Origin of the sequence: Pontibacter liquoris (assembly GCF_022758235.1) — a bacterium.
GTDB lineage: Bacteria > Bacteroidota > Bacteroidia > Cytophagales > Hymenobacteraceae > Pontibacter > Pontibacter liquoris.
Window position 1 is genome coordinate 560,383 of record NZ_JALEBG010000002.1, and the last position, 25,685, is coordinate 586,067.

Here is a 25,685-nt window from a genome sequence, read left to right on the forward strand (position 1 = left end):
AATGGAGAACAAACATGAGATTGAAGAGTATTTTTTTCAAAAACTGAATGAGCTCTATCCTAAATTACCTAAAGGTAAAGTGAGTAAACCAGAGCCTCCTGATTTTGTAATTGATACAGGTACAGAAACAGTAGCTATTGAGATAACTCAAATATATAATGAGAAGGAAGCTAATGAAAAGTTTCCTCCAGCTCAAAAGTATGCCACTGAAGATTCTATTGTAGAGGAAGCAAAAAGACTATTTTATCTCCGAAGTAAAATACCTCTACATGTGAGCTTTAGCTTTGCTAGTAATGTTCTTCTAAATGAGAACCAAAAAAGATCTTTATCGAATTGGATTTGTCAATTTGTAGAGGCTGAAGCACAAAAAAGAGAACTGGACAAGCATTTCTCTTTTACATACAGAGAAGAACTCCCCCAAGAACTTATTCGCGTTAGTGGTTATTACTTTCCTAATGTAACAGGTACAAGCTGGTTTGCTATAAAAAGTAGGTTAGTCCCTAATCTAACAAAGCGAGAAGTGCTAAATATTATCAGTAGAAAAGAGAAAAAATTAAATCAATACAGCAATAAAGTTGATAAAACCATATTAGTTATAGCAGAAGGCCTGATTCCTAACTCATGGTATGATAGCATCGAAACTTTTGGAAACTCTGAACTAAAAAGTGAGTTTGACAAAATATTTATTATCCGTTATCTATCTAATCAGTTGATTGAACTTAAATAACATCTAGCATTTCAAACTTTGTAAAGTTTTAGGCCTATCCATAAATTCACTCACCCACACATTTAAGATTAAATAAGTGCGCCCTCCCGTTTTTTCGGATTTGCTGGATAGTTGTTTTATACTTCCACGCTTAAACTTTATACTTACCTCTACAGCTCCGGGGCCATTTGCAGCAGCTATACTTACGACGGATGCGTTTCCAGGAAGGCTGAGGTATAGGGATGTTCCTTTGCAACGCCTTCACTCATAATGTGCAGCACGGTCCAGCCTGCAGCTTTGAGGTAATCCGAAATAATGGCACGGTGACACCGCCACCACACGGCTTCCGAGCACATGTAGGCGGTTCGTTTTAACTGCGCTACCTGCGTTAGCCTGGTTACAGCCTCCTTAAATGCTTCTGTTTCGGCGTAATCAGCATAGCCTCTGAAGGACTCGCTTTTCCATACCGTGTTTTTTGAATCAGGATTTGGTTTCCTGCGGCCGCCCAGCGCTACTTCGGGCATGTAGCCAATGCCGGCTTCGGATAAGTATTCTTCCAGCGCTGCTACGTTAAAATGCGGGTATTTTTTAGAGCCCGGATAACGTCGCACATCCACCAGCACTTCTATCCGGAATGATTGTAATGCTGCTATAAATTCCTCGGGGCTTCGGGTGGAGTGTCCGAAAGTCCAGATCGTCGTGTTATTTTCTGCCATGTATCTTTGCGGTTCAGGCCATCCGCCTGTGGCCTTTTATAACACGTACGGCTGTTGCAAAAGTATAGCCTCCGTTATAAATAAGCCAAACCAGATTTTCTCCCTATCTTTACCTATAACATAATTGTTTCCGGACCAATTACTCATTCAAAATTCAGTTATTCAAAATTATACTTCCCGTGCGCTACTTTAAGAAGAAAGAGGAGATTGACAGGCGCAAAGCCGATATTCAACCCATCGGCGACAGCCTGAAGGCGCTGATGAAGGCCTACCGCCTCGACGGCAAGCTGAGCGAGGTGAACATTGTGCAAAGCTGGGAACGCATCATGGGCAAGCCCATCGCCCTGAAAACGCAGGAGCTCTACTTCCGCGACCATAAACTGTTTGTGCGCCTCACCTCGGCACCGCTCAAGCACGAGCTGAATATGTCGAAGAGCAAGGTAGTGGAGCTGCTCAACCGCGAGGCCGGCGCTGATGTGGTAAAGGACGTGGTATTCCTGTAGCTGCAACTGCTGGGGTGCCAACCAAGTATAGCCATACTTACGGCACCCTAAAGACTCCTGCTGATGACAATACCTGCGTTTCGTCCTGTTTCTTACTCCCGCACCACGCTCACTGAGCTCATGATCCCGAGCTACGCCAACTTTGGCGGCAAAATTCACGGGGGCATCCTGCTTTCTTTGATGGACAAAGTGGCTTATGCCTGCTCAGCAAAACATGCCGGCAACTACTGCGTGACGGTAACCGTGGAAGGCGTTAACTTTCTGCAACCCGTGGAAGTAGGCGAGCTGGTCTCGCTGAAGGCCTCGGTCAATTATGTGGGCAACACCTCGCTGATGGTGGGCATCCGGGTGATAGCCGAGAACGTGAAAACGGGCGTAAAGAAGCATACCAACACCTCCTACTTTACCATGGTAGCCAAAGGCGATGATGATAAACCGACCCAGGTACCCGGCCTAACGCTGGAAACCCGTGAGGATGCCCGCCGCTTTCTGGAAGCACTCCGGCGCCGGGAGCTCTCGCACCATTACCAGAAAGAACTGGCAAACTCCAAAACCATCCTGCAGGTGGACGAAGCACTCCACTTCCTACAGCAGGAACGTTGCAAAGTGGCTTTTTAGGAATCAGGAGCTATTTTTTGATCTCTCCGCCAGTGGAGTTTGGCTGCTATTATTGCTAAAGTATAAGCGGTACAGTACCGGGTCCAACCACCCCTGCCCCTCAGAGCTACGCTCGCTAGCTTCGAACTCGCGTTCTCGCTAGTCTAAGGAGGGGAGCTTGTTGTTACTACTGGTAAAGTATAAGCGTTGTGGCTTCGGGCTGTTGCGAAAGGTGTAATTCCCTTTTATGTTGTCACCTCGACGCAAGGAGAGATCTGGGTGAAATTCCTTTTATGTGTTTGTAACAGATTTCTCCTTGCGTCGAAATGACAGTTTACTTAGGTTTTGCTGGTGAGTACGCAAGTATACTTGAGCTGAAGTATAAGAAGTTTAAACATCCCCCTACCCCTCCCGAAACATGTTCGGGATCTTCGACTTCAAAGGGGGACTTTAGGCTGATGGAGGAACAGAATGCAAGTGTAGTAAAGGCTTAACCTCCCTTCCACCAAGATCCTTTCAGGATGACAAAAAAGAAAGAAGTAAGGAGAGGAGATTTATACTTAAGCCATAGTATAAACAGGCGCTATCGAAATGATCCCAGTCCTTGGGTTGAGCGCCTCGAGAATTTCCGGTGACGAACGATAGTGAGGCAGCCCGAGGCACGAGGGCAGGAAATGAAAGCAGCGCGATGCCCGAGGACGAGCCCCCGCGGGCTTGGAGCGCTCCAAAGTATAAGATGAAACTAGGCAAGTATAAGGCTCAGGAATACAGCTAGCTAACAAGTATAGCCAGAAGTATAAACCACCACATCAAAATCAAGCTACCAAGTATAGCCAAAGTATTATACTTGAAGAAAAGCCTTTTACCAAGTATAACCGGAAGTATAAAGAAGCATCAAACAGCCCTTACCAAGTATACCAGCAAGTATAAACCCGAGACTCAACCGGCAGCTATAAAGCATCACCAAAACAAGAACAGCCACACGCTATAAAACCATCCACTCCAATCTCTCCGCTGTAATGATTTCTGGATTCTGCTGCTTATCTTTAGAAATCATACTTACACTTTAAACAAACATGAACTACAAGAAAAATCTTTCCAGGCTGCTGGCGCTTCCCCTGCTGGCTGGCTTATACTTGGGCGCTACGACCCAAACCTTTGCACAGGAACCCGTGCGCCAGGACGATGAAATCAAAAAGATGGTGGACGAGATCTCTGCTAAAAAGCTGGAAGAAGATGTCCGTAAGATGGTGAGCTTTGGCACCCGCCATACTTTAAGTACTACTACCAGCAAGAAAGAAGGCATCGGCGCGGCGCGCGAATGGGTGAAATCAGAATTTGAGAAGTATGCCCAGGCTTCCGGCGGCCGTATGAAAGTAGAACTGGACCGCTTTATTGTAAAAGCCGATGGTCGCCGCGTGCCCAAAGATGTAGAGATGGCCAACGTCATGGCGACCCTCAAAGGCACCGACCCGACTGACGACCGTGTGTTCATCGTAAGCGGACACCTCGACTCGCGCGTATCGGATGTGATGGATGCCAAAAGCAAGGCGCCGGGCGCCAACGATGATGCTTCCGGTGTAGCAATTGTGATGGAGATGGCCCGAATCATGGCCTCGCGTCAGTTTCCGGCCACGCTGATCTTTGTGGCAGTGCAGGGCGAAGAACAGGGCCTGTACGGCTCTACGCACCTGGCCGAGCGTGCCAAAAAGGAGAACTGGAACCTGGTGGCCATGCTTAACAACGACATTGTGGGCAACTCGTTCTCAAACGAAACCGGCCTGCACGACAATACCCGCGTGCGTGTGTTCAGCGAGGGCACACCCGCCAACGAAACGGAAGAGCAGGCGCGCCTGCGCCGCACACTGGGCTCTGACAACGACAGCCCCAGCCGCAACCTGGCCCGCTACATGGAAATGGCCGGCGAAAAATATGTTCCTCAGATGGATGTGGTGCTGGAGTACCGCGCCGACCGCTTCCTGCGTGGTGGCGACCACACGCCTTTTAACAAACAGGGCTTTACAGCCGTGCGCATGAGCGAAATGAACGAAGATTTTGACCACCAGCACCAGGACCTGCGCACCGAGAATGGCACCCAGTACGGCGACCTGGTTGAGTTTATGGACTTTGAGTACCTGCGCAAAAATGCGGGCGTAAACCTGGCGACTATGGCCAGCCTGGGCCTGGCTCCTGCCGCTCCGGTTAAAGTAGGCGTGCTTACGGCCGACCTTACGAACAAAACAGACCTGAAATGGGAAGCGCCCGCTAAAGGCCCCAAGCCAGCCGGTTATTACGTGCTGATCCGTGCCACTAGCAGCCCTACTTGGGAGAAGAAAGTACTCGTAACTGATACCAAAGCCTCACTGCCCTACTCCAAAGACAACTACTTTTTTGGGGTAACTTCTGTAGACAGCGAAGGCCACTCCAGCCTGCCGGTGCTGCCCGTACCAGTGCGATAACCGATAGCTGCTCATGAAAAAGCGCCTGCTGTTTTGCCTGCTGCTGCTCTGTGCCGTTCCGTATACTTATGCTCAGGAGATGCAGTTACACGTAAAAAAGATCGCCCCGCATGTTTGGGTGCATACTTCTTACAAGATACTGGGCGAGGTAAAATTCCCGTCCAATGGCCTCATCATCGCTACTGCTGATGGCGTGGTACTGGTAGACACGGCCTGGGGCGAAGAACAGACAAAGCAACTGGTACAGTGGGTGGATGACAGCCTGAAGCTGCCTATCCGGCAGTGCCTGGTAACGCACGCGCACGACGACCGGATGGGAGGCATCGCCGTGCTGCAACAGCACCGGGTGCCGGTGCTAAGCTCCCCCCTGACGGCACAACGGGCAGCGCAGCAGCAGTTGGGCAACCCTACGCCTGCGCTGCCTGCCGATACGACTATCCGCATTGGTGGCCAGCAGGTACAGGTATACTTCCCGGGGGCAGGCCACGCGCCCGATAACGTAGTGGTCTACCTGCCCCGCCAGAAAGTGCTTTTCGGGGGATGCCTGGTAAAAGATGCTGCTGCCAAAAGCCTGGGCAATACGGCCGATGCTACGATGAGCAACTGGGCTCATGCCGTAGCCAGGGTGCAGGCCAAGTATAAGCAGGCTAAAAAAGTAGTGCCTGGCCACGGCCCCTGGGGCGGAAAAGAAGCCCTGACCCATACCATAGACCTGCTGCAACAACAGCAGCCCTAGCTTTTCGAGGTATAAGAATCCATTTTAACCCGTAAAAAAGGGCCTGTGCTATTACAGCACAGGCCCTTTTTATACTTTCCCGCTGTTGACCTCCTGCACTTTATAAAGTATAAAGCGCTTGAAAAAGGCCTTTGCCTGGTGTTAATCCCGTTTGATAAGCTTGTTAAAGACGCCATCCGGCTCGAGGAGCAGGGCTAGTTTATTTTCATCAAATGTTTGAAAGAACTCCTCCCAGCTGATCTCTTCAAAGCTGTCGTTGTCTTTGCTTCTTTTAGGGAAGTGGATGCGCAGCACGCCTTCGCCCTTTCCGTCGTCTTCGGTGCCTTTGATGATGGCAGGCACGCCGCCATGCGCTTCCGCCCACTGCTGTATCTCTTTGTGATTGGTTGTTTTCTTCGCTTCGCTCATAGCTTATAGGTTTGGTTACAGTATTTTACCTATACGCGCTGCCGCTTTCAAAGGATAAGTGCCCGTTGGTCACAAAAAAAGAGCACCCGGGCAGGATGCTCTTCTTGAGTAGGCAGGTAGTAGGCTTTTGTTACATCTTTGATATTTTGGCGGCTGCCGATACATCCGAACTGATGCTGGGGCTACCTTTATAATAAACCACCGAGGCACCGGAAGCATTGATATCCAGCGCCTCTTTGGCATATACTTTCACTTTGCTGGCGCCGCTTGCTTCTATCTTCACGCGCTTTGCCACCAGATCGGCTGCTTCCACTTTAGAGGCCCCTGACATGTCCATGTTCAGCACATCGGCCCGGCCGGTGAGCTCTACCTTGCTGGCGCCGCTCATATCGGCTACCAGTTGGTTGGCATCTACAGCCAGCGTTACCGCTGAGCCGCCACTCATGTTCAGATCGAATCTATCGCTTTTAAAAGTGCCGTTGCCAGTTACCTTTACGCCGCCGCTGATGGCTATTTTATTTAGCTCTTTTACGGTAATGTACGCCTTCATGCTTTTGGTGCTATTCAGGCTTTTGTCGTTATAGATGTGCAGCACCCCATTCTTCACTTCGGTTTTGATATTGTCCAGCAGGTTTTCCTCTGCTTCCAGGCGCACGCCCTCCTTCAATCCCTGGGTTATTTCCACGTTAAATCCACCGCTCACGTCGATGCCTTTAAACCCGGAAACATCTCTGCTCACCGTTTTCAGGTTTCCATTGCCCCGCAGTTGCTGCGCCACAACAGGAGCGTTTGCCAGCAGCAGGGCCAGCGCAAATACAGTAACAGTAGCAGCGTAAAATTTAATGCTCTTCATAGGTATGGGTTTTATGGTTTTACTTTTTCAGGCGATAACACGCACTTGCGCTATACTTTAAACCAATAGATGCAGAAAATAACCAATAGTTGCCTGAAGCCTGAAAAATTTAACAGCGCCTTGCCCGGCATGCAGGTTGCGCAAAGCCATACGGTAATCTTGATCTGAGTAGTTGTTGATTTAAGGAAGACAGCGGAGAGAAAGAGAAGAGCCTGACAGGATGCGGGCTCAAAGCGATGCCTGCAACAGGCTTTGGGCCTGCAGAGAAGCGATAAAGGAGGGAAAGCCGATTACAGCTCCTGCACTTGCTTGGCCGGAAACAGGATTGCCAGCAAGCCACCTGCCAGGTAGAACAATACCGGCACCAGCACTTGGCTGAGCTGCAGTGAGCCTGTTCTCATAAACTGCATCAGCAGCACCAACAGTAGTACACTTACCGCCGGCAAAAATAATTTGTAGCGTTTGGTCATCGTTTAGAGAAAATATGACTATTTAAAAATAGCTATACTTAATATTAAAGAGTTGGTTACGACGGTAGGGCTTGTCTCTTCGTAATGTTGCGGATCAGGGCATTTATTGTTTAAATATAGCGGATATTCTTACATTTTTTGCACCTGCCCTATAGATAATTTTTTTATCTGCTTCAGAACCATGCAGTACTGTTTTTAACATAGCCGTAGCACGCAGGCTTACCTGGTGGCTTTTTTGGTGGTGATCTGCACTACACCTGCGGCGCCTTCGGGGCCATAAGCAGTTGTCGCGTCTGTTCCTTTCAGCACTTGTATACTTTCAATATCATCGGGGCGCAGGTGCGCTACTGTGGCTGGCTGCTGCACCTTTTTCCCGTCCACCACATAGAGCGGCTTAGCAGCAGAATCTCTTTCTGCTGCTATTGCGGGCATACTGAGCTGGCTTTTCAGGGGATCATCTTCCCGGGCAATTTCGCTGGCTTTGCCGTTACGCAGCCCGCGGACATAATGATCGATGGCCTGAAGGAGCTGCTGCTGTTGCGGGCTTTGCCACGTGCGTTTGGCGGCCAGATCGCTGCGCAGCACCTGGTACGATTTTTTGCGAAGTCGCAGGTATTTGAGCATCACAGTTACTTTGTCCTGCTCCTCTCCTACCACATCATCTATCGGTGCCAGCAGCGCAATGCTTTCGTCCCAGCGCCGGATTCCCTCGTCCAGCAACGGCACAAAATCAGCGGCCTGCGCCTTATCTCCAGCCTGGTACAGGGCTACGAACACGCGCATGGCCTGCGCTTCCTTTTTGCTCACCTCCTCCATGGCATATACAAAGCGCGCCTCACCGGCCAGGGGTATACTTTTAAAAAACATTCCTAACAGCAGCAGGCCCACCCCTGCCATCACGGCATTGCCTTTGGCACTGTAGTGCTGGGAGAGCTGCCGGTCGGAGCGCAACAAAAGCACGGCGCCGAAAAGCAGGCCGCACACCAGCCCGCCGGAGTGGGCTGCATTGTCGATACCGCTTTTCATGCCGAAGCCCAGGTTCAGCACCAGCACAAAGCCCAGGTTCAGGAGCATGCCTTTTTTGTGCTGCCAAGGCAATTTGCGTTCCAACAACATCAGGATCAACAGCAGCCCGAACATACCAAAAATAGCCCCGGATGCGCCTACGCCGGCACGTACCGGATCCCACCAGAGGCTGGTGATGCTCCCCGCCAGGCCGCATAAGAGATACGCGATCAGGTACGGCCAGCGGCCGATCAGAGGTTCCAGCGCTCTGCCCACGCTAACCAGCGCCAGCATGTTGAACGCCAGGTGCAGCAGGCCACCATGCAGAAAGGTACTGGTTAGCAGGCGCCACCACTCACCCGACAATGTATAAGGTCCGAAGTTGGCCCCCATGGCTATCAGCGAGGCGGCATCGGGGTTGATGGGACTGATGCCCAGCAGCACCATTAGCAGGAATGCCAGCAAATTCAGGTTCAGCAAGACAGGGGTTACAAAATATGCCTGCTGCGGCACGAAGGTCATTCCAAAGTCGCGCAGTTTCTCGGCTGCGCTTTGGGGTTGTTGCTCGGTTGGCCCTACGTAAGCTTGTTGCGCCTTTGCGCGAATAGCAGCTTCTTCGGGCAGCGCCACACCCCGCTTTTCCAGTTCATCCAGTATGGCCAGCACCACTTCCGGCGCATACTCCTCCTGCTCCTGCAATACCTGCAGCAGGTCTTCTGTCTTGTGCCCGGCTATAACAGCCGCAAAGTTATTTTCCATTTTACCACGTATCCAAAGTAAATGTAACCAGGTCCGGGGGAAGCGCAAAACCGAAACGAAAGTAGCGGGCAATTTTGCAGGTCAAGCAGAGAATGATGTAAACGGCGTACAGCAACGGCCTTACCCTGCGGATTTGCTGCAAAAAAAGGCGCCTTTAACTTAAAATTAATCTAGCTGAGGTTCAGGAGGTTACCTTTAGAAAGAGGGGAAATAGAATAAGTACAAAAATATTTTGCCCGTTTTGTTTTCTAATTCCAAAACAAACTTCTACTTTTGCACCCGCAATGAGGGAAGTATTTAATACGAAAAGCTAATATAGGAAGCTGTTCTGTTAACTCCAAATGTATCGGTAAAATATTTGAAAAAATATTGCGACAGGTGCTGTTCCCGAAACGCCGCCAGGTAGCTACATGTAACCCAGGCATTCAAAAACGCAGAAATTATGCATACAAAAGATAAGGTTAGTTAAAGTTTAGATTAGTTTAGTTTGTTTAAGGTGAGAGAAAGCCCGACCATTTTGGTAGGGCTTTTCTCATTTTAGAGCAAGCCTGAATGCGAACCTATACCTGTCATACATGGTGGCCGGTTATACAGGCATCACATTTCCTCCTAAACCCGGCAAAGCACAAAAAGCAGTTCAGAAGCAAAGGGTAGTATAAAAGGTTACACGCTGCCAGACCCGGCAGGAACTGCCCCTCTCGCCGCCGGACATTTCATCCTGTGTTTATCCCGCATCATGCCTGAAAATTCTGGTTTCATCTAAAAAGAAGCAAATTATTGCAAAGAGGGGTTTCCCTTGCGCCAAATTACTTCTACTTTTGCAGCCGATAACCGGAAGCAGGAAAAGCCAAACGCCTTAAACTACTGGGTATAAGTATAAAGCTGCTACACTTCCGGGCATCATGCGCCAAATAACCACAACCTATAAAACTATGTTCTATCCATCTGCTTTTACGCTGCAGCCCGGCAACGGCCTTTTCAGCGCTTCTTTCGCTTCTCTGGCGTGATGCACGACCTGCACCGCTAACGCTGTCTTTTACTTCCTGTTGCCCCTCGTGCCACCTGGCGCACCAAACGGCCTGCCCCGAATTTAGGCCTGGTCTGGCAGCAAAGGAAGTATGGCCTCCATTATATAATTCTTTTACCGGAAAGTAGCATAAAGCGGCCTTCGCAGGCGGCTACTATTGCTGCACCTTACCGAAACATTCAGTTGCCTGAATACCCTGTTGCATTTCCATACTACTGAGCAAAACAAAACCATGAAAAAACAATTTTATACCCTGCTGACGCTTCTGCTGCTGTGCCTGCTGGCCGGGCCTGCGCTGGCGCAGGAGAAGGTAACCATCAGCGGTTACGTCAAAGACAAGGCCTCCGGCGAAGGGCTGATCGGCGCTTCCGTGGGCGTGCAGGAACTGCCCGGCGTGGGCGTGGGCACCAACGAGTATGGCTTCTACTCGCTCACGCTGCCAAAAGGCTCCTATACTTTATTTTACAACTACCTGGGCTATGTAACCACGACCAGGCCCCTGCAGCTGAACGCCAGCCAGAAACTGGACGTGGAACTAAGCCAGAACACCACAGCCCTGAAAGAAGTGGAGATCACCACGCGCAAGGAAGATAACAACGTGCGCTCTATGGAAATGAGCACGGTGAAAATGCAGGTGTCGGAGATCAGGAACATGCCAGCCCTGCTGGGCGAGGTGGATGTGGTGAAGGCGGTGCAGCTGATGCCGGGCGTGCAGACGGCAGGCGAAGGCACCTCCGGCTTTTACGTGCGTGGCGGTGGCGTAGACCAGAACATGATCCTGCTCGACGAAGCGCCTGTATACAATGCCTCGCACCTGATGGGCTTTTTTTCGGTGTTCAATGCCGATGCCATCAAAGACGTGCAGCTCTACAAAGGCGGCATTCCGGCGCAGCACGGCGGCCGTTTGTCATCGCTGCTCGACATCCGCATGAAAGAGGGCAACAACAAAAAACTGGCTGTGTCAGGGGGTATTGGTACCGTTTCCAGCCGCCTGACCGTGGAGGCGCCGATCGTGCCGGACAAGAGCTCGTTCATCGTCTCCGGCCGCCGCACCTATGCCGATGTGTTCTTCAAGGCCAGCTCCGACCCCGAGGTAAAGAACAACCGCTTATACTTCTACGACCTCAACACCAAGCTGAACTATACTTTGAATGAAAAGAACCGGCTGTTTGTATCGGGTTATTTTGGGCGCGATGTGGCGGGCAACAAGCAGTTTATGATGGATTGGGGCAACGCCACGGCCACCCTGCGCTGGAACCACCTCTTCAACGACCGCCTGTTCTCCAACACTACCCTCATCTTCTCGGACTTTGATTATGCGCTGGGCTCCCGGGTGAAGGAGTCGGAATTTACCTGGAAGTCACGCATCAAAGATTACAGCCTCAAAAACGATTATACGTACTTCCTGAACCCCAAAAACCAGCTGCGCTTCGGCTTGCAGGGCACCTACCACCACTTTATTCCTGCCGAGGTGGTGCCAGGCCCGGAATCGTACGTGAGCAACATCAAACTGAACGCCACCAGTGCATTTGAAGGTGCGCTATACCTGAGCAACGAGCAGCAACTCACTAACCGCCTGACCCTGGACTATGGCCTGCGTTTCTCCAGCTTCACCAACATGGGTCCCGGCAAAGTATACCAGTATGGCCCGGATTTCGACATGCCGGTGGACACCGTGGCCTATGGCCGCTTCGAGAAGATCAAATCCTACAGTGGGCTCGAGCCGCGCCTCTCGGCCAAGTATGCGCTGAGCGAGGTAAGTTCTGTTAAAGCCTCTTACAACCGCATGCGCCAGTATTTGCACCTGGTGTCGAACTCCACTTCGGCCATGCCTTTTGATATCTGGATCCCGAGCAGCACCTACGTGCAGCCACAGCTGGCCGATCAGGTGGCAGCCGGCTACTTCCGCAACTTCTTCGATAACATGTTCGAGGGCTCGGTGGAAGTATACTACAAGTGGCTGGATAACCAGATTGACTACAAGGATTACGCCGAGATCTTCCTGAACGATCGTCTGGAAACAGAGCTGCTGCGCGGCAGTGGCGAGGCGTACGGGGCAGAATTCTACCTGCGCAAGCAGAAAGGCCTGCTCACCGGCTGGGTCAGCTATACGTTGTCGAAGACGGAGCGCACGGTGCCGGGCATTAACCAGGGCAACCCTTACCCGCTGCGCTACGACCGCCGCCACGCCGGCAACGTGGTGCTCACCTACCAGTTCAGCCCTAACATAAACTTTGGCGCCAACTGGACCTATGCTACCGGTGGTGCGGTAACCATGCCCGTGGGCCGCTACGAGTATAATGGTAAAACTTACCCGGTGTACTCCGAGCGCAACGGCTACCGTCTGCCCGACTACCACCGCCTGGATTTGTCGGCTACCTATGAAAAGCCGAAGAACGAGTTTAAGAAGTATAGCAGCTCCTGGACGCTAAGCATCTACAACGCCTATGCGCGTAAAAATGCCTTCTCGGTATACTTCCGCGAAAGTGAGGACGACGCCACGAAAACCGAGGCCGTGAAAACGTACCTGTTCGGCATCATCCCCTCTCTTACCTACAACTTTAATTTTTAAGCGATAGCCCTTCCAACTATGAAAAAGTATCTATTCCTCAGCCTGAGCCTGCTGGCTTTTGCCTGCAGCAGCTGCGAAGAAGTGATCGACTACGAGCTCCGCACCGCCGATACCAAACTGGTGGTAGAAGGCCTTATTACCAACCAACCCGGCCCCTACACCGTGCGCCTCTCCAACACCAAAGGCTACCTGGATCAGGGCCGCACGCCCGGTGTGAACGGCGCACTGGTGATCGTGTCGGATAACCATGGCACCAGCGATACGCTAAAACAGGTGGCAGAAGGGATTTACCAGACCACCAAACTGCAGGGCAAGCCGGGCAACACGTACTACTTTAAGGCAGTGATAAACGGAAAAGAGTATACGGCCCAGAGCTACATGCCCCCTGTTTCCCCGATCGATTCGCTCACTTTTATTTACAAGAAAAAAGGCGAAACCAGCGACGAGGGCATACATCCCATCATTCATTTTGCAGATCCGGCAGGGCGAGGCAACTATTACCGCTGGAATGTCATCATTAATGGTGTAGTGGAGCCTGATGAGCTGGCCGTGCTGAAAGATGACATCTATGACGGCAACTACGGCCACGCCGACATGGAATTTGCCCTGAAAGCGAACGATAAGCTGCGCATTGAAATGTACTCGCTCGATAAGCCCGCCTACAGCTTCTGGCTGGCGCTGCTAAACCAGCAGAACGAGAGTGGCGGCCCCTTCGAGACCACGCCGGCCAATGCGCCCGGAAACATCAGCAATGGTGGCATCGGCTTCTTCGGCGCTTCGGCCGTGTCGGTGGTGGAAGGTGTGGCAAAGTAAGCTGTGATTCGGCTTTTCTGCTGTAAACCTACTTTTAGCTCCTCTAAGGAGAGGAATTGACAAAGAAAGATAGCTGTTGCCATACCCTATACTGCTTTTATCATTTTGGGAAGACCTTGTTAGCGAGCAGTTATGGCGCTTATCATGCTGACAAGACGTTTGCCAACAAGATCCTTACAGGATGACAAATAAATGGGAATGCTATTTACAAGTATAAAAGGCCGTTGGGCCAAAAGATATGTTTGTTTAAGGTGAGACAAGGCCTGGTTATTTTAGCCGGGCTTTTCTCGTTTTTACGGGTTATACCTGGGGCATCACCAGCAGCCAGCCGGCCACCACTGCCAGCGGGATGGCCGCAAGTATGAGTTTGAGCACAAAACCCGGCGTAGGAGTGCCGGCCTGCCAGGAGCCTGGCCTGATGAGGTAGCGGGCACTTACAATACCTGAAAACAGCAACAGCACCGAAAGCACCAGGTGAATGATCTGCACCACCTGCTTTATTGCAATCTCGGTATCCGGCGACCATACGCGCAGACCGATGCGCACCAGCCAGGGCACCACCGCCAGCACGCACAGCAAGGCCAGCACTGAGCCGAGCTTTATCCGGAAAAGGGTTACCCAGGAGGCCAGCCCAAACAGCGCCATACCAGCCGGCAGGGCTATATCAGAATAGATCGTATGGGGCACCAACACATAGCCTCTGAAAAAAAGGATCACGGTGGCAATGGCTACGCCGGTCAGGAAGTACAGCAGGTATCGGGTCATAGCCCTATCATACTGTATTTTGGCTATTTCAGATACTTGCCAGGTAGTGGATATTTTGTGGTTTCGGGCGTAAAGAGCAAGCTGGCGATCCACCAGCGCCCCTGGTCGTACACGAGTTGGTAGGTATTTACACCGCGGTCTTCTACTTTGCCGTTTTTGGTACCGGTGCGGGTCTCATACGTCTGGAAAGCCGTGGCCAGAAGGCCGAAACGCTCTACGCGCAGTGCCAGCTGGTTTTCGTAAAAGCCCAGCTCTTTGTAGGCCGGCCCGTTACGCTCGGCAAATTTTTCTGCCGTGGTGATGCGCACAAAGCTGCTATCGGCTTTAAAGAATACGCCGCCGAGCTGCGCATTGGGCAGAAACAAAGCCTTAAAGGCTTCCATGTCGCGCTCCTGCCCTTGCGGACCGGAAATGAGGCGCAGTGCAGCAGCCGTAATGGCTTCAGGAGAGGCGACATCGGCGGGCTGTACTTTTTTGGTTTGCGCCAGGCAAGTATAGCTAAGCCCAAGTATAAGCAGCAGGGTTAGTAGGTGTTTTTTCATAGATTCGTTTTATTGTAGTTGAAGAAACAAGATACGCTAAACTTCTGTTTCAACGCATAATCTTATTTGGCCCCTAACGTGCTTAGCGCCTGCGGGTGAGCACTCAGGGCAATGGCAACGTATCCATCCAAACTTGTTGCTGTATACTTTGTTGTGCAAGCAGTCCTTAACACATATTTAATTTACACCAGATCCGCTGCAGCGCGCAGCGGTATAGCCGGCTAAACAGCCACGTTCACAATAGAAGTATGAGTAAACAGAATACCAAAGGAGCCCGCACAACAGGCCCGACAGATAGCGACAAAAAAAGTTTTAAGGACCAGGTGGGCGCCCTGAAAAACCTGCCCAAGTTCTTCCGCCTCATCTGGGATACGAGCAAAAGTATGACCATCGGCAACCTGCTGCTGCGCCTGGTCAAAGCGGCTATTCCGCTGCTGGTGCTGTATGTAGGCAAGCTGATCATTGATGAAGTGATCCGGCTTATTGATGTGGCCGGCGCGCGCGACCTCTCCTACCTATGGCTCCTGGTGGCCGCCGAACTAGGCCTGGCCGTAATCTCGGACCTGATCAACCGCGCCGTAACCCTGCTCGACAGCCTGCTGGGCGATCTGTTCTCGAATAAAACCTCCATCGCCTTGATAGAGCACGCCGCCACCCTAGACCTGGCCCAGTTCGAAGATGCCACGTTTTACGACAAACTGGAGCGGGCGCGGCGCCAAACGGTTACGCGGGTGGTGCTCATGTCGCAGGTGCTGGCGCAGCTGCAGGATGTTGTCTCCATTGGCTTTCTGGCGGTTGGTCTGATTGCCTTTAACCCCTGGCTCATTCTTATTCTTCTGATCGCGGTCATACCATCGTTTTTGGGCGAGACGCATTTTAACGAGCGCACCTATTCCCTTTCCCGCTCCTGGACGCCCGAGCGCCGCGAGCTGGACTACCTGCGTTACATTGGTGCCTCCGACGAAACAGCCAAAGAGATCAAGACCTTTAACCTCTCGGGGTTCCTGGCCGATCGCTTTAAGCTCCTCTCCGACCGTTATTACCTGCTTAACAAAAGCCTGATCGTGCGGCGGGCCGTGTGGGGAAGCGTGCTGTCGGCGCTGGGTACGCTGGCTTACTACGGCGCTTACGTGTTCATTCTTTTCCAGACGATAGCCGGCCTGATCACGGTGGGTACGCTCACCTTCTTGGCCGGCTCGTTCAACAGCATGCGCGGGCTGCTGCAGGGCATCATGACACGCTTTTCGCAGATTGCCGAGAGTGCCCTGTACCTGCAGGACCTGTTTGATTTCCTGGAGCTCAAACCCCAGATCACGCCGCCCGTTAACCCGCTTCCGGTTCCGCGCCCCATCCGGCAGGGCTTTACCTTCGAGAACGTGGGCTTTAAGTATCAGAACAGTGAGCGCTGGGCCGTGCGCCACTTATCATTTCATTTAAGAGCCGGCGAGAAACTGGCGCTGGTAGGCGAGAACGGCGCTGGCAAAACCACGCTCGTAAAACTGCTGGCCCGGCTCTACGAACCGGTGGAAGGTCGCATACTTTTAGACGGTGTGGACCTGCGCGATTACGACCTGAGCGACCTGCGCCACCAAGTGGGCATCATATTCCAGGATTACGTGCGGTTTCAGATGAGCGCCTCCGATAACATTGCCATTGGCCAGATCAGCAACATTGGCGATAAGGCCCGCATCCAGACCTCAGCCCACAAAAGCCTGGCCGACCAGGTGATCCAGCGCCTCCCCGATAAGTATGAGCAAGTGCTGGGCAAACGGTTTAACAAGGGGGTGGAGCTGTCGGGCGGCGAGTGGCAGAAGGTGGCGCTGGCACGGGCTTACATGCGCGAGGCCCAGCTGCTGATCCTGGACGAACCGACCTCGGCCCTGGATGCCCGCGCCGAGCACGAAGTGTTCCTGCGCTTTTCGGAGCTGATTGCCGGTAAAACAGCCGTGCTCATCTCCCACCGCTTCTCCACGGTGCGCATGGCCGACCGGATCCTGTTCCTGGAGCAGGGGCAGCTCAAAGAACTGGGCTCGCATGAGGAGTTGCTGGCGCGAGATGGCAAATATGCCGAGCTGTTCCGTTTACAGGCGCAGGGGTATTTGTAATTGTTGGTTGGCTAAACTCTTGGTTACTCCCTGGTGCGGGAATTTACCTGCTCTTGCCTTTAGTCGATGGCCTGTATTCCGATAAGTATAAGTGGTGCAGTGCCGGATCCAACCACCCCTTGCCCCTCAAAGCTACGCTTGCTAGCTTCAAACTTGCGTTCTCGCTAGTCTAAGGAGGGGACCTTGTAGTTACTACTGGTAAGTATAAGCTTTGTAGTTTATGCTGTTGCAAAAAGCGTCACGCCTGCCCTGCTGTCATCTCGACGCTAGGAGAGATCTGTTTAAAATTCCTTTAGGATTCGGTAACAGATTTCTCACATTGTTCGAAAGGACAGTTTGTATATGGTTTTTGCCTGTGAGATCACAAGTATACTGGAGCTGAAGTATAAACAGTTTAGGAGAAAGAGGAACATCCCCCAACCCCCTTCAAAGGGGGACTTTGGGCTGATGGAGGAGCAGCATACTTGCTTAGTAAAGGCTTCATCTCCTTTTCACCAAGATCCTTTCAGGATGACAAAGAAGAGTAGAATAAAGGAAATCAGAATACAGAGAATCTATACCTGAGCGAAAGTATAAATCCAAGCTATCGAACAGATCCCAGTCCTTGGGTTGAGCGCCTTGGTGTGTTGCGGTGCCCGAAGGGCAGCCCGCAGCGTCAGCGAGGAGCAGCTTCACGCCACAGCGCGAAACGCAAGGACGAGCCCTCGCGGGCTTGGAGCGCACTAAAGTATAAGATGAAACAAGACAAGTTAAAGACTGAGGGATACAAGTAGCTAGCAAGTATAGCAGAAAACAGAACTGACCAACAGCAGAAATTACGATGTATAGCCGAAGTATTTGAGGAATACAGTTAGCAATCAAGTATAGCGTATAAAACTGAGCATTAAACAGCTCCTAGCAAGTATAGCCGCAATAATATACTTGAAGCTCAGCTGCTACAACATCACCGTTCCTCTCCACGTGGAACATACTTCTGCTTTATGACGGTAAAGAAATACGGCAGTATGATCGAACTAATAGCTAAAGCAGTTGGGTAACTACTTTTAGATAATGCGGGAGGCAAGTAATTTCCGGGGCTATCGGTTAGGATTGTGGTCAGGCATAATATTATTCCGTTGACTAAGGTTGCAGCCTGTAAAAGGTGTAACAAAGAGAACGAAGCGGGAGCTTATACTTGCTGGTAACTGGCAGCGCTGGTATTTAAAAATTCGTGGGCGTCTTCGGGAGAGGAAAAAATGTGGGGTTCAATGCCGCTTTCTTCGCAGATAGCGGCCACCTGCAGCGAAGCGATTTTATCGTCAGGGGCAACACAGGCAAACTGGAGCAGGCCATGTGCTTTTACCAGCTTAAGTACCGCTATGTGCAAGCTATTGAGTTCCTGCGGATGCGTGATCATGCCCCTGAAATCAGCCAATAGCGTAAAATTAACCTTGCTCAGCAACAAAGCCTTTTCCCAGTCGTGCAGGTATTCCGGAACAGCAGCCGGGCTTTTCCAAAAACCATTTACTGTAAGGTAAATGCGGTTCTCGACCTCATTATACAAAAGCTCGTAACAATCGTTCGAGGCTATTGTTCTGATGGCTCTTCCGGGGGCGGTATTTAAATCTACTGTCAGCATAGTACAGGTAATAAATACGTAACATTGCTGCAGCTGCTTTATACTTTTCCCTGTTATAGTATGCTTAAAATACTATTTTTTAAACAAAAACGTAACTTATACCTACGTATCTGCTAGCTTTTGTTGTTGATCTGAAATAAGTATATATAGTACTTTTTGGATAATATAACACAGATTCGTCTCCGTCATTACACTGCAGTTTACAACGCAATAGGACCGGCCAGCCCATGCAGGGTACCGTTGCTGAAGCGGTTGTCGGCCTGCAGGATGGCCACTCCATCAATAAGCGTCTGCCCTTTTTTACGACAGATAGTTACCTTACTACCCGCCATTGTGTCGAGGGTAGCACCATCTTTGAGATCCGATTCCTGGTAACTGCCTTTTACCAGGTAAGCCAGTAACAGCCGGTGCAGTTCCTCAGTCGATTTACTTTTCCAGCCTTGAAGCGCATCTTCCGGAGGGGCAAACAAGGTATAGGGCCCGCCACCAGACAAAGTAGGGGTAAGACCGGCTTTGGTAATGAGTTGTGCCAGCGTTGGGCGCTGCTGCATCACATACTCCATCAGGCTAACACTCTTTTGCAATGGTGGTGCTACAGGCCGTATGCCAGCCTGCAGGCACAGGCTGGGTGCCAGCAACAATGCAACAAAGAGGATGATAAGGCTATGCTTCTTGCTTGGTAAGGCCATAGGTATAAACGCTGATTTCTAGCCATTTATACGCACCTTATTTTTTATTAGCTGGAATTGCCTCTTCAGTCCTTCAAAAGTAACAGTACAATTTTGCGGCTATTACTTAAAATAACCGCCAGTTGCTGATCTGTTCAATAAAATAGGGCCCCGCCTGCGGCACAGCTGCCAGGGCAACTACAATACCGAACAAGGCGCCGTAAAAGTGGGCATCGTGGTTGATGTTGTCGCCCATGCGCTTGCCCGAAAAGTAAGAATACATCATATACAGCACCCCGAAGATAAAGCCGGGCACGCAAAGCGCAACAAACAGGCATACGCTGTTAGTGGGGTAAAACAGGATACTGGCAAACAGGACCGAAGCCACGCCACCCGAAGCGCCTAAGGCGCGGTAGGCAGGGTCGTTACGATGCTTAAAGAAAGTAGGCAGGTCCGACATGATGATACCGCCCAGGTAAACCAGCAGGTATACCAGCTCGCCGGCGATGGTGCCGAAAACCCCGACCAGCGTATACTCCACATTGCTTCCGAAGAAGTATAGCGTGAACATGTTAAAGAACAGGTGGCTAAAATCGGCATGCAGAAAGCCCGACGTCAGAAAGCGGTACCAGGAGTTGTCGCGCTGCACGGCATACGGCTGAAAGATCCAGTTGTGCAGCAATTCCGGTTTCTGCCAGGCGGCCCACGAAACAACAACGGTAATGGCAATAAGTATGAGGGTGACGTTTAACTCCATGCTTTTGGGTTAATTTTAATGAGTGATTGCGTGAATGGGTGAATAAATTTCCAGGTGTTTTTCCTGGGTTCAGCACACCCTTTACAGGTTAATAAATGCAGCAATTTAACTGTCCCGCTCCATGAGCTGCAGTGCCAGCCCCCGAATAGTGGCTTTGCGCTTCTCCGGTAGTTGCACGGCATCCAGGTGGTGGAGGGCTTTGCGGAAGTATAGCTCTATCTGCTGTTCGGTCTGGTGGCGGATATGCAGGGCATCGTATACGGCCGTAATGGCGCTTACTTTCTCATGGGCTATACCTGCTTCGGTTTTGTTGCGCCAGCTAACGATGGTCTGCAGCTGTTGTTCCGAGGCCTGCTCCAGCGCCGTCAGCATCAGGAAGGTCTTTTTGTCGGAGAGAATGTCGCCGCCTACCTGTTTGCCAAACTTGGCTTTGTCACCATACACATCCAGCAGGTCATCGCGCAGCTGAAAGGCAATGCCAATGTTATCGCCGAAAGCTTTCAGGTGCTCCGCATCCGTAAGCGGGGCATGCTGCAGAATAGCGCCCAGCTCCAGGCTAAAGCCCAGCAGCACCGCCGTTTTCAGCGTGATCATCCGGATGTATTCGGGAATGCTGACCTGCTCGCGGCGCTCAAAGTTCATGTCCAGCTGCTGGCCTTCGCATACCTGGGCAGCGGTTTCGCTGAAGCGTTCCAGCACTTGCGGCAGCAGGTCGGGCGCTACGCCCAGCAACAGCTGGTAGGCCCGCACCAGCATCACATCGCCACTCAGTATGGCTATGTTGGCATTCCACTTTTCGTGCACCGTCTGCTCGCCCCGGCGCAGGGGCGCCCGGTCCATAATGTCGTCGTGCATGAGCGTGAAGTTGTGGAAAACCTCTACTGCCGCTGCGGGCAAAAGGGCCTTTTCCACATCCTCATCGTACATGTTTGCCGCCAGCAGCACTAATAACGGCCGGATGCGCTTCCCACCCAAAGCCATAATGTAGCGGATAGGCTCATAGAGTTCTACCGGGTTTTCGCCATAGCGCAGCGTGGATAAAGTATGGTTGATCTTTTGAGAGAGATGTGTGCTATCCACAGGTCTTCTTAATGTCTTTTCAGGGTTTCTATCAGTTCCAGATCGATGGTACGGTCGTTGAGGTTGGCGCTTTTTACCTCTACCAGCACCTCGTCGCCAAACGAAATAATGCGTTTGGTCTGGCGGCCGATGATGCGGTAGTTGGCTGAGTCGAGCTCGTAATAGTCGTCGTTCAGATCTGACAGACGCACCATGCCCTCGCACTTGTTTTCCTCGATCTCCACAAAGATACCCCATTCTGTCACACCGGACACTATACCCTTATACTGGTTACCGATGGTATCTTTCATAAACTCGACCTGCTTATACTTGATAGAGGCCCGTTCGGCGTCGGCGGCGCGTTTCTCCATTTCGGATGAGTGCTGGCAACGCTCCTCGTACTCGGCCTCCTCCACCGATTTGCCGCCATCCAGGTAATGCTGCAGCAAGCGGTGCGCCATCATATCAGGATAACGGCGGATGGGCGAGGTAAAGTGTGAGTAGTGCTTAAAAGCCAGACCAAAGTGGCCTTCTTCCTCGGTGCTATACTTGGCCTTGGCCATGGTACGGATCGCTAGGTTCTGCAGCACGCTCTGCTCGGGCTTGCCATCAATCTCGGCGGTGAGCGTGTTCAGCTCCTGCGAGATGTCGCCATCCGGATCTACTTTATAGCCAAACTTGCGGGCAAAGAGCGAGAAAGTGCTCAGCTTTTCGGGGTCCGGCGAGCCGTGCACGCGGTAGACCATGGTCGGGTGCTTTTTACCCTTGCCCAGGTTATAGACATACTCGGCTACCTTGCGGTTGGCCAGCAGCATAAACTCCTCAATGAGCTTGTGGGCATCTTTGCGTTCTTTGACATATACCGACAGTGGCTTGCCGTTCTCATCGAGCTTAAACTTTACTTCAGTGGTTTCGAAGCTGATGGCGCCGTTCTTAAAGCGTTTGGCCTGTAGCTTTTTGGCGATACCGTTCAGCGTATTTACCTCTTCGGCAAAGTCGCCCTCGCCGGTTTCGATGCGCTCCTGGGCCTCTTCATAAGAAAAGCGGCGATCGGAGTAAATGATGGTGCGGCCATACCAGGTGTCGTACAGCTTACCGGATTCATCGAGCTCGAATACAACCGAGAAGGTGAGTTTTTCCTCGTTTGGCCTGAGCGAGCAGAGGCCGTTGGAAAGGCGCTCGGGCAACATAGGGATGGTGCGGTCTACCAGGTATACCGAAGTGGCGCGGTGGTAGGCTTCTTTCTCCAGCAGCGTGCGCGGGGTTACATAATGGGTTACGTCGGCAATATGCACGCCTATTTCGTAATGGCCATTCTCCAGCTTCTGAATCGAGAGAGCATCGTCAAAGTCTTTGGCGTCGGCCGGGTCGATAGTAAAGGTAGTTACATCGCGGAAGTCACGGCGTTTGGCAATCTCGCCAGCCGTAATTTTCTCGGAGATCGTTTCGGCCTCCTCCTCCACTGTTTCCGGAAATTCGAACGGCAAACCGAACTCCGCCATGATCGAGTGGATCTCGGCTTCATTCTCGCCTGCCGGTCCAAACACGCGCACCACTTCGCCGGTGGGGTTCTTGTCGGGCTTGTCGGGCCACTCCACGATCTTTACCAGCACTTTGTCGCCTGCGTTAGCGCCATTCAGGCCGCGCTCGCCAACAAATACATCAAAGTATAGTTTCTTGAAATCGGGCACTACAAAGCCAAAGTTCTTGGAGAGCTGCATAATGCCAACCAGCTCGGTCCGGCTGCGCTCCAGCACTTCGATCACCACGCCTTCCTGGCGGCCACCGCGTACGGTAGGCGATACTTCTACTTTTACGATGTCACCGTCCATGGCATACTTCAGGTGCTCGCGGAACACGCGCACGTCCTCTTCGCGCCCTTCCGATACAATATAGGCATACTTGCTGTTTGCCAGGTCCACACGGCCCGTAATGATGTCTACTTTGAGGTTCATCATATACTTGTCGTCGTCTACCTGCAGCAGCTTGTTCTCTTCTTTCAGGGCTTTTACAATGCTGGTTATCTGGTCGCGCCCTTTTTTATCGACCACCCCTAAGCGGCGGCACAACGAGCGTTCAGTGAATACGGCATCGGGGTTGCCGGAGAAAACTTCCAGCACCAGCGCCTTTGCTGATTTTGGTGTTCCTTTCCGGTCGGAAGAGCCGCCTCTGCGTCCCGAAGAACCCTCTCCTCTACCACCTGTCTTGCCTTTTCCTGTTGATTTTCCTCTTTGTGAAGATTCGCCCCGTCCTCTGGGGCTGTTGCGATTGTCGCGGCTTTCGTCGCCACTTTTATTTTTTTTACTTCTCATGTATCTTATTACTTTCCGGGGCAGCCACATCGGCTGCCTCATCCATTTACAAACTTTCGCTTAATTGGTTTGAATTCTATACGCCAGACAAGGCGCTTTGGCTGAAGTGCAAAGGAAATTGAGGTGAATTTATATAGAAATATCTATATAAGCTAAAAGGAGGGTTTTATATTAAAGCGGGAGAAGTAGCGCACACTCATGCATGATGTTATTTTGAGGTCAGGAGAAATCGGTTGCAGCAAACGGGTTATACTTGGTAGCGACCTATCTTCTTCTATTCTGTTTTAATAGCTATACTTGGTAGCTAACTGTATTCCTCAGTTTTATACTTGCTGCTATATCTGGTAGTGGCTGATTTTCAAATATGATATTGTGGCTATACTTACTAGCAGCCTTTCTTCCTCAGTCTTATACTTGCCTTGTTTCATTTCCTGCTTTGGAGCGCTCCAAGCCCGCGAGGGCTCGTCCTTTGGCATCGCGCTGCTTTCATTTCCTGCCCTCGTGCCTCGGGCTGCCTCGCTAAAGCTCGGCACCGGAAACTCTCGAGGCGCTCAACCCAAGGACTAGGATCTGTTTCGATAGCTGAGGCTTTTACGACTGAAACTCTCTGTAGGGGCTGGTCGCGACCTGTCCGCGCGATGGTAACTGCTATGGAAATATAGCTGAAGTATAAACCTGCTCTCCGTGCCTCTTCCTTTTTGTCATCCTGAAAGGATCTTGGTAGAAGGAGGGTTAGCCTTTACTAAGCAAGGGTTCTGCTGCTCCACCATCAGCCAAAGTCCCCCTTTGAAGGGGGTAGGGGGATGTTCTTCTTTATCCTCATCTAAGCTAATTATACTTTGTCTCAAGTATAAGTGCTGTTCTGGCGCAAGTTTTCAAACTTGTGCCTTTTGATGGCGTGAAGTCTCTGACTTCACTGGCCACTGGGCAAAAAAGGCTACGAGCAAAGCCGCTGCCTTTACGAAGCAGAAATGCTGTTACCCTATTCCCGTTCTTGCGGAGGGCGGGCAGGTGTTAACTATTTCAAGTATGATTGGGTAAGCTCCTTTTAAAGTTACTTATTGAGGTAAAAACCTACTAAAAGCTGTAAAGAAGCACTTTGGAGGTCTGAAAGATCATACCCGTGTTCGTAGTTACTTTTATCTGCTCTTATTTCTACTTCCATTCCCTTAAAAACCTGAGGAAAGTATACGCCGGCATTCCCTACTACCCCGTAACTAAGACCTAATTTACTGGCCTTTTGCTCATAGGAATCAGTGTAGGTAAAACCATGTGGCGTTCGTTGGATGTTACTTTGCAACGCCACGCCTGCATGTGGGCCAAAGGATACATATGGCCGGATGCCTTTGCCAGCGAAAGTATAGCGAAACAGCAAGGGAGCCTCTAAAAAGCTTGCCGAAAAATCCACATCCACAGAAGTAGAATTGTTTAGCGGGTAGGGCAGGCTTTTAGCAGCCCCTTCTTTATGCGTAAACTGCAGCCCAGAGCGAACAGAAAATCCTGTTTCCTTGCCCAGTGATACAGCCATGGCTGCAACAAAGCTTGCCTTATTTCCGAAATCTAGTCCGGGATAATCTTCGTTCTTATCGCCTAGTTTGAGGCGGTAGGATTCTAAACCTATACTTAAAGCAGTTTTGAAATGGGTTTTCTCCGGAGAATATTTTATCACCTGTTCATCCTGGTAGCCTTTGCACAAATTATAGTAGCTCACAAACGAAATCAGATCCTTTAGATTATACTTGTACAGCTTCTTGATCACCTCAACAGATATGTCCTTTTCCTGCGGGCAATCTTTTAAATAGAAGCCGATAATACCATGTATGTTCTTAGGCGTAACGACAAAGATGGTATCGTTTCTGCCCAAAAAGAATCGCTCTCCAGCCTTAACGCTTTGAAACCGGTAGAGAGAAAGATAACCGGTGACAACTTCCTGCAGAAATTTACTGCGGCCTAAAACCTGTTTTACAGTAAAGCTATTGCCATCCGCCTGAGCAGCCTTCAGTTTATCAGGCGTGTATTTTATGTTTGCTGCAGCAGCGTTTTTAAAAAGCAGGAGCGTATCATTCTTAAACCGTACTTCTCCATTTAAGGTGTCGTTTTGAATTGTTACAATGTAATCTCCTTCTTTCAGCTTTGCCTGTTGCCCGTAAGTAACCGTAACGGTAGCAAAAATGAGAAGGATCAAAAGCTTAGCCGTTTTGCTCATTAGGTTGTTGTATATTTTCGAACTGCATA

Annotated in this window: 23 protein-coding genes; 9 read left to right on the forward strand and 14 right to left on the reverse strand. The window is 50.9% G+C overall.

Annotated elements, in window-relative coordinates; translation table 11 throughout:
- Position 1 precedes the first annotated feature (1 nt).
- Entirely contained in the window at positions 2 to 727 is a 726-nt protein-coding gene (locus LWL52_RS15760; RefSeq protein ID WP_242921588.1) for a hypothetical protein, read from the forward strand.
- Between the two features lie 182 nt (positions 728 to 909).
- Here the strand turns inward: LWL52_RS15760 and LWL52_RS15765 are convergent, their stop codons facing one another.
- A complete protein-coding gene (locus LWL52_RS15765) occupies positions 910 to 1,422 on the reverse strand; it encodes a DUF488 domain-containing protein (protein WP_242921590.1) in 513 nt (170 codons plus the stop codon).
- 179 nt (positions 1,423 to 1,601) lie between these two features.
- On the opposite strand from LWL52_RS15765, the gene LWL52_RS15770 reads away from it, so the two are divergent.
- Both LWL52_RS15770 and LWL52_RS15775 read left to right on the forward strand, forming a co-directional pair.
- Entirely contained in the window at positions 1,602 to 1,925 is a 324-nt protein-coding gene (locus LWL52_RS15770) for a DciA family protein (RefSeq protein ID WP_242921591.1), read from the forward strand.
- 63 nt (positions 1,926 to 1,988) lie between these two features.
- Complete coding sequence (locus LWL52_RS15775; RefSeq protein WP_242921593.1) at positions 1,989 to 2,543, forward strand: acyl-CoA thioesterase; 555 nt, start codon at positions 1,989 to 1,991, stop codon at positions 2,541 to 2,543.
- A gap of 416 nt (positions 2,544 to 2,959) precedes the next feature.
- On the opposite strand, the gene LWL52_RS20690 is transcribed toward LWL52_RS15775, so the two are convergent.
- The gene (locus LWL52_RS20690; RefSeq protein WP_367615721.1) at positions 2,960 to 3,028 is read right to left on the reverse strand and encodes an AgrD family cyclic lactone autoinducer peptide; all 69 of its coding nucleotides are present in this window, start codon (positions 3,026 to 3,028) and stop codon (positions 2,960 to 2,962) included.
- Between the two features lie 341 nt (positions 3,029 to 3,369).
- On the opposite strand from LWL52_RS20690, the gene LWL52_RS15780 reads away from it, so the two are divergent.
- From LWL52_RS15780 to bla, 3 genes are all read left to right on the forward strand, one after another.
- Positions 3,370 to 3,513, forward strand: a complete 144-nt coding sequence (locus tag LWL52_RS15780) for a hypothetical protein (protein ID WP_242921595.1) — start codon at positions 3,370 to 3,372, stop codon at positions 3,511 to 3,513.
- 85 nt (positions 3,514 to 3,598) lie between these two features.
- Positions 3,599 to 4,981, forward strand: a complete 1,383-nt coding sequence (locus LWL52_RS15785) for a M28 family peptidase (RefSeq protein ID WP_242921598.1) — start codon at positions 3,599 to 3,601, stop codon at positions 4,979 to 4,981.
- Between the two features lie 13 nt (positions 4,982 to 4,994).
- Positions 4,995 to 5,717, forward strand: a complete 723-nt coding sequence (bla, locus tag LWL52_RS15790) for a subclass B1 metallo-beta-lactamase (RefSeq protein ID WP_242921599.1) — start codon at positions 4,995 to 4,997, stop codon at positions 5,715 to 5,717.
- A gap of 141 nt (positions 5,718 to 5,858) precedes the next feature.
- Here bla and LWL52_RS15795 read toward each other — a convergent pair whose 3' ends face one another.
- The 4 genes from LWL52_RS15795 to LWL52_RS15810 all read right to left on the reverse strand — a co-directional run bounded on the left by LWL52_RS15795 (position 5,859) and on the right by LWL52_RS15810 (position 9,212).
- On the reverse strand, positions 5,859 to 6,125 hold the full coding sequence (locus LWL52_RS15795) for a hypothetical protein (RefSeq protein WP_242921601.1): 267 nt from the start codon (positions 6,123 to 6,125) through the stop codon (positions 5,859 to 5,861).
- A 130-nt stretch (positions 6,126 to 6,255) separates the two neighbouring features.
- Positions 6,256 to 6,978 (reverse strand): head GIN domain-containing protein, encoded by a 723-nt coding sequence (locus tag LWL52_RS15800; RefSeq protein ID WP_242921603.1) that lies wholly within the window; start codon positions 6,976 to 6,978, stop codon positions 6,256 to 6,258.
- A gap of 290 nt (positions 6,979 to 7,268) precedes the next feature.
- The gene (locus LWL52_RS15805) at positions 7,269 to 7,448 is read right to left on the reverse strand and encodes a hypothetical protein (protein WP_242921605.1); all 180 of its coding nucleotides are present in this window, start codon (positions 7,446 to 7,448) and stop codon (positions 7,269 to 7,271) included.
- Between the two features lie 219 nt (positions 7,449 to 7,667).
- On the reverse strand, positions 7,668 to 9,212 hold the full coding sequence (locus LWL52_RS15810; RefSeq protein WP_242921608.1) for a rhomboid family intramembrane serine protease: 1,545 nt from the start codon (positions 9,210 to 9,212) through the stop codon (positions 7,668 to 7,670).
- Between the two features lie 1,259 nt (positions 9,213 to 10,471).
- On the opposite strand from LWL52_RS15810, the gene LWL52_RS15815 reads away from it, so the two are divergent.
- On the forward strand, positions 10,472 to 12,811 hold the full coding sequence (locus tag LWL52_RS15815) for a TonB-dependent receptor (RefSeq protein WP_242921610.1): 2,340 nt from the start codon (positions 10,472 to 10,474) through the stop codon (positions 12,809 to 12,811).
- An 18-nt stretch (positions 12,812 to 12,829) separates the two neighbouring features.
- Positions 12,830 to 13,624, forward strand: coding sequence for a DUF4249 domain-containing protein (locus tag LWL52_RS15820; RefSeq protein WP_242921612.1), 795 nt, complete (start codon positions 12,830 to 12,832; stop codon positions 13,622 to 13,624).
- A gap of 300 nt (positions 13,625 to 13,924) precedes the next feature.
- Here LWL52_RS15820 and LWL52_RS15825 read toward each other — a convergent pair whose 3' ends face one another.
- The gene (locus LWL52_RS15825; RefSeq protein ID WP_242921614.1) at positions 13,925 to 14,389 is read right to left on the reverse strand and encodes a hypothetical protein; all 465 of its coding nucleotides are present in this window, start codon (positions 14,387 to 14,389) and stop codon (positions 13,925 to 13,927) included.
- 23 nt (positions 14,390 to 14,412) lie between these two features.
- Complete coding sequence (locus tag LWL52_RS15830; RefSeq protein ID WP_242921616.1) at positions 14,413 to 14,931, reverse strand: hypothetical protein; 519 nt, start codon at positions 14,929 to 14,931, stop codon at positions 14,413 to 14,415.
- A 248-nt stretch (positions 14,932 to 15,179) separates the two neighbouring features.
- Between LWL52_RS15830 and LWL52_RS15835 the strand changes: the two genes are divergently transcribed.
- Positions 15,180 to 17,036, forward strand: coding sequence for an ABC transporter ATP-binding protein (locus LWL52_RS15835; RefSeq protein ID WP_242921618.1), 1,857 nt, complete (start codon positions 15,180 to 15,182; stop codon positions 17,034 to 17,036).
- Positions 17,037 to 18,204: 1,168 nt separating this feature from the next.
- Here the strand turns inward: LWL52_RS15835 and LWL52_RS15840 are convergent.
- The 6 genes from LWL52_RS15840 to LWL52_RS15865 form a co-directional block, all read right to left on the reverse strand.
- Positions 18,205 to 18,654, reverse strand: coding sequence for a hypothetical protein (locus LWL52_RS15840; RefSeq protein ID WP_242921620.1), 450 nt, complete (start codon positions 18,652 to 18,654; stop codon positions 18,205 to 18,207).
- Between the two features lie 200 nt (positions 18,655 to 18,854).
- Positions 18,855 to 19,343, reverse strand: a complete 489-nt coding sequence (locus tag LWL52_RS15845) for a fasciclin domain-containing protein (RefSeq protein ID WP_242921622.1) — start codon at positions 19,341 to 19,343, stop codon at positions 18,855 to 18,857.
- Positions 19,344 to 19,449: 106 nt separating this feature from the next.
- Positions 19,450 to 20,079 carry a rhomboid family intramembrane serine protease gene (locus LWL52_RS15850; RefSeq protein ID WP_242921624.1) on the reverse strand — a complete coding sequence of 210 codons (630 nt, stop codon included), beginning with the start codon at positions 20,077 to 20,079 and terminating at the stop codon, positions 19,450 to 19,452.
- 105 nt (positions 20,080 to 20,184) lie between these two features.
- Positions 20,185 to 21,159 carry a polyprenyl synthetase family protein gene (locus tag LWL52_RS15855; protein ID WP_242921626.1) on the reverse strand — a complete coding sequence of 325 codons (975 nt, stop codon included), beginning with the start codon at positions 21,157 to 21,159 and terminating at the stop codon, positions 20,185 to 20,187.
- An 8-nt stretch (positions 21,160 to 21,167) separates the two neighbouring features.
- The gene (gene rnr / locus LWL52_RS15860; protein WP_242921628.1) at positions 21,168 to 23,450 is read right to left on the reverse strand and encodes a ribonuclease R; all 2,283 of its coding nucleotides are present in this window, start codon (positions 23,448 to 23,450) and stop codon (positions 21,168 to 21,170) included.
- A gap of 1,054 nt (positions 23,451 to 24,504) precedes the next feature.
- Entirely contained in the window at positions 24,505 to 25,656 is a 1,152-nt protein-coding gene (locus LWL52_RS15865; protein ID WP_242921630.1) for an outer membrane beta-barrel protein, read from the reverse strand.
- Between the last annotated feature and the right edge of the window lie 29 nt (positions 25,657 to 25,685).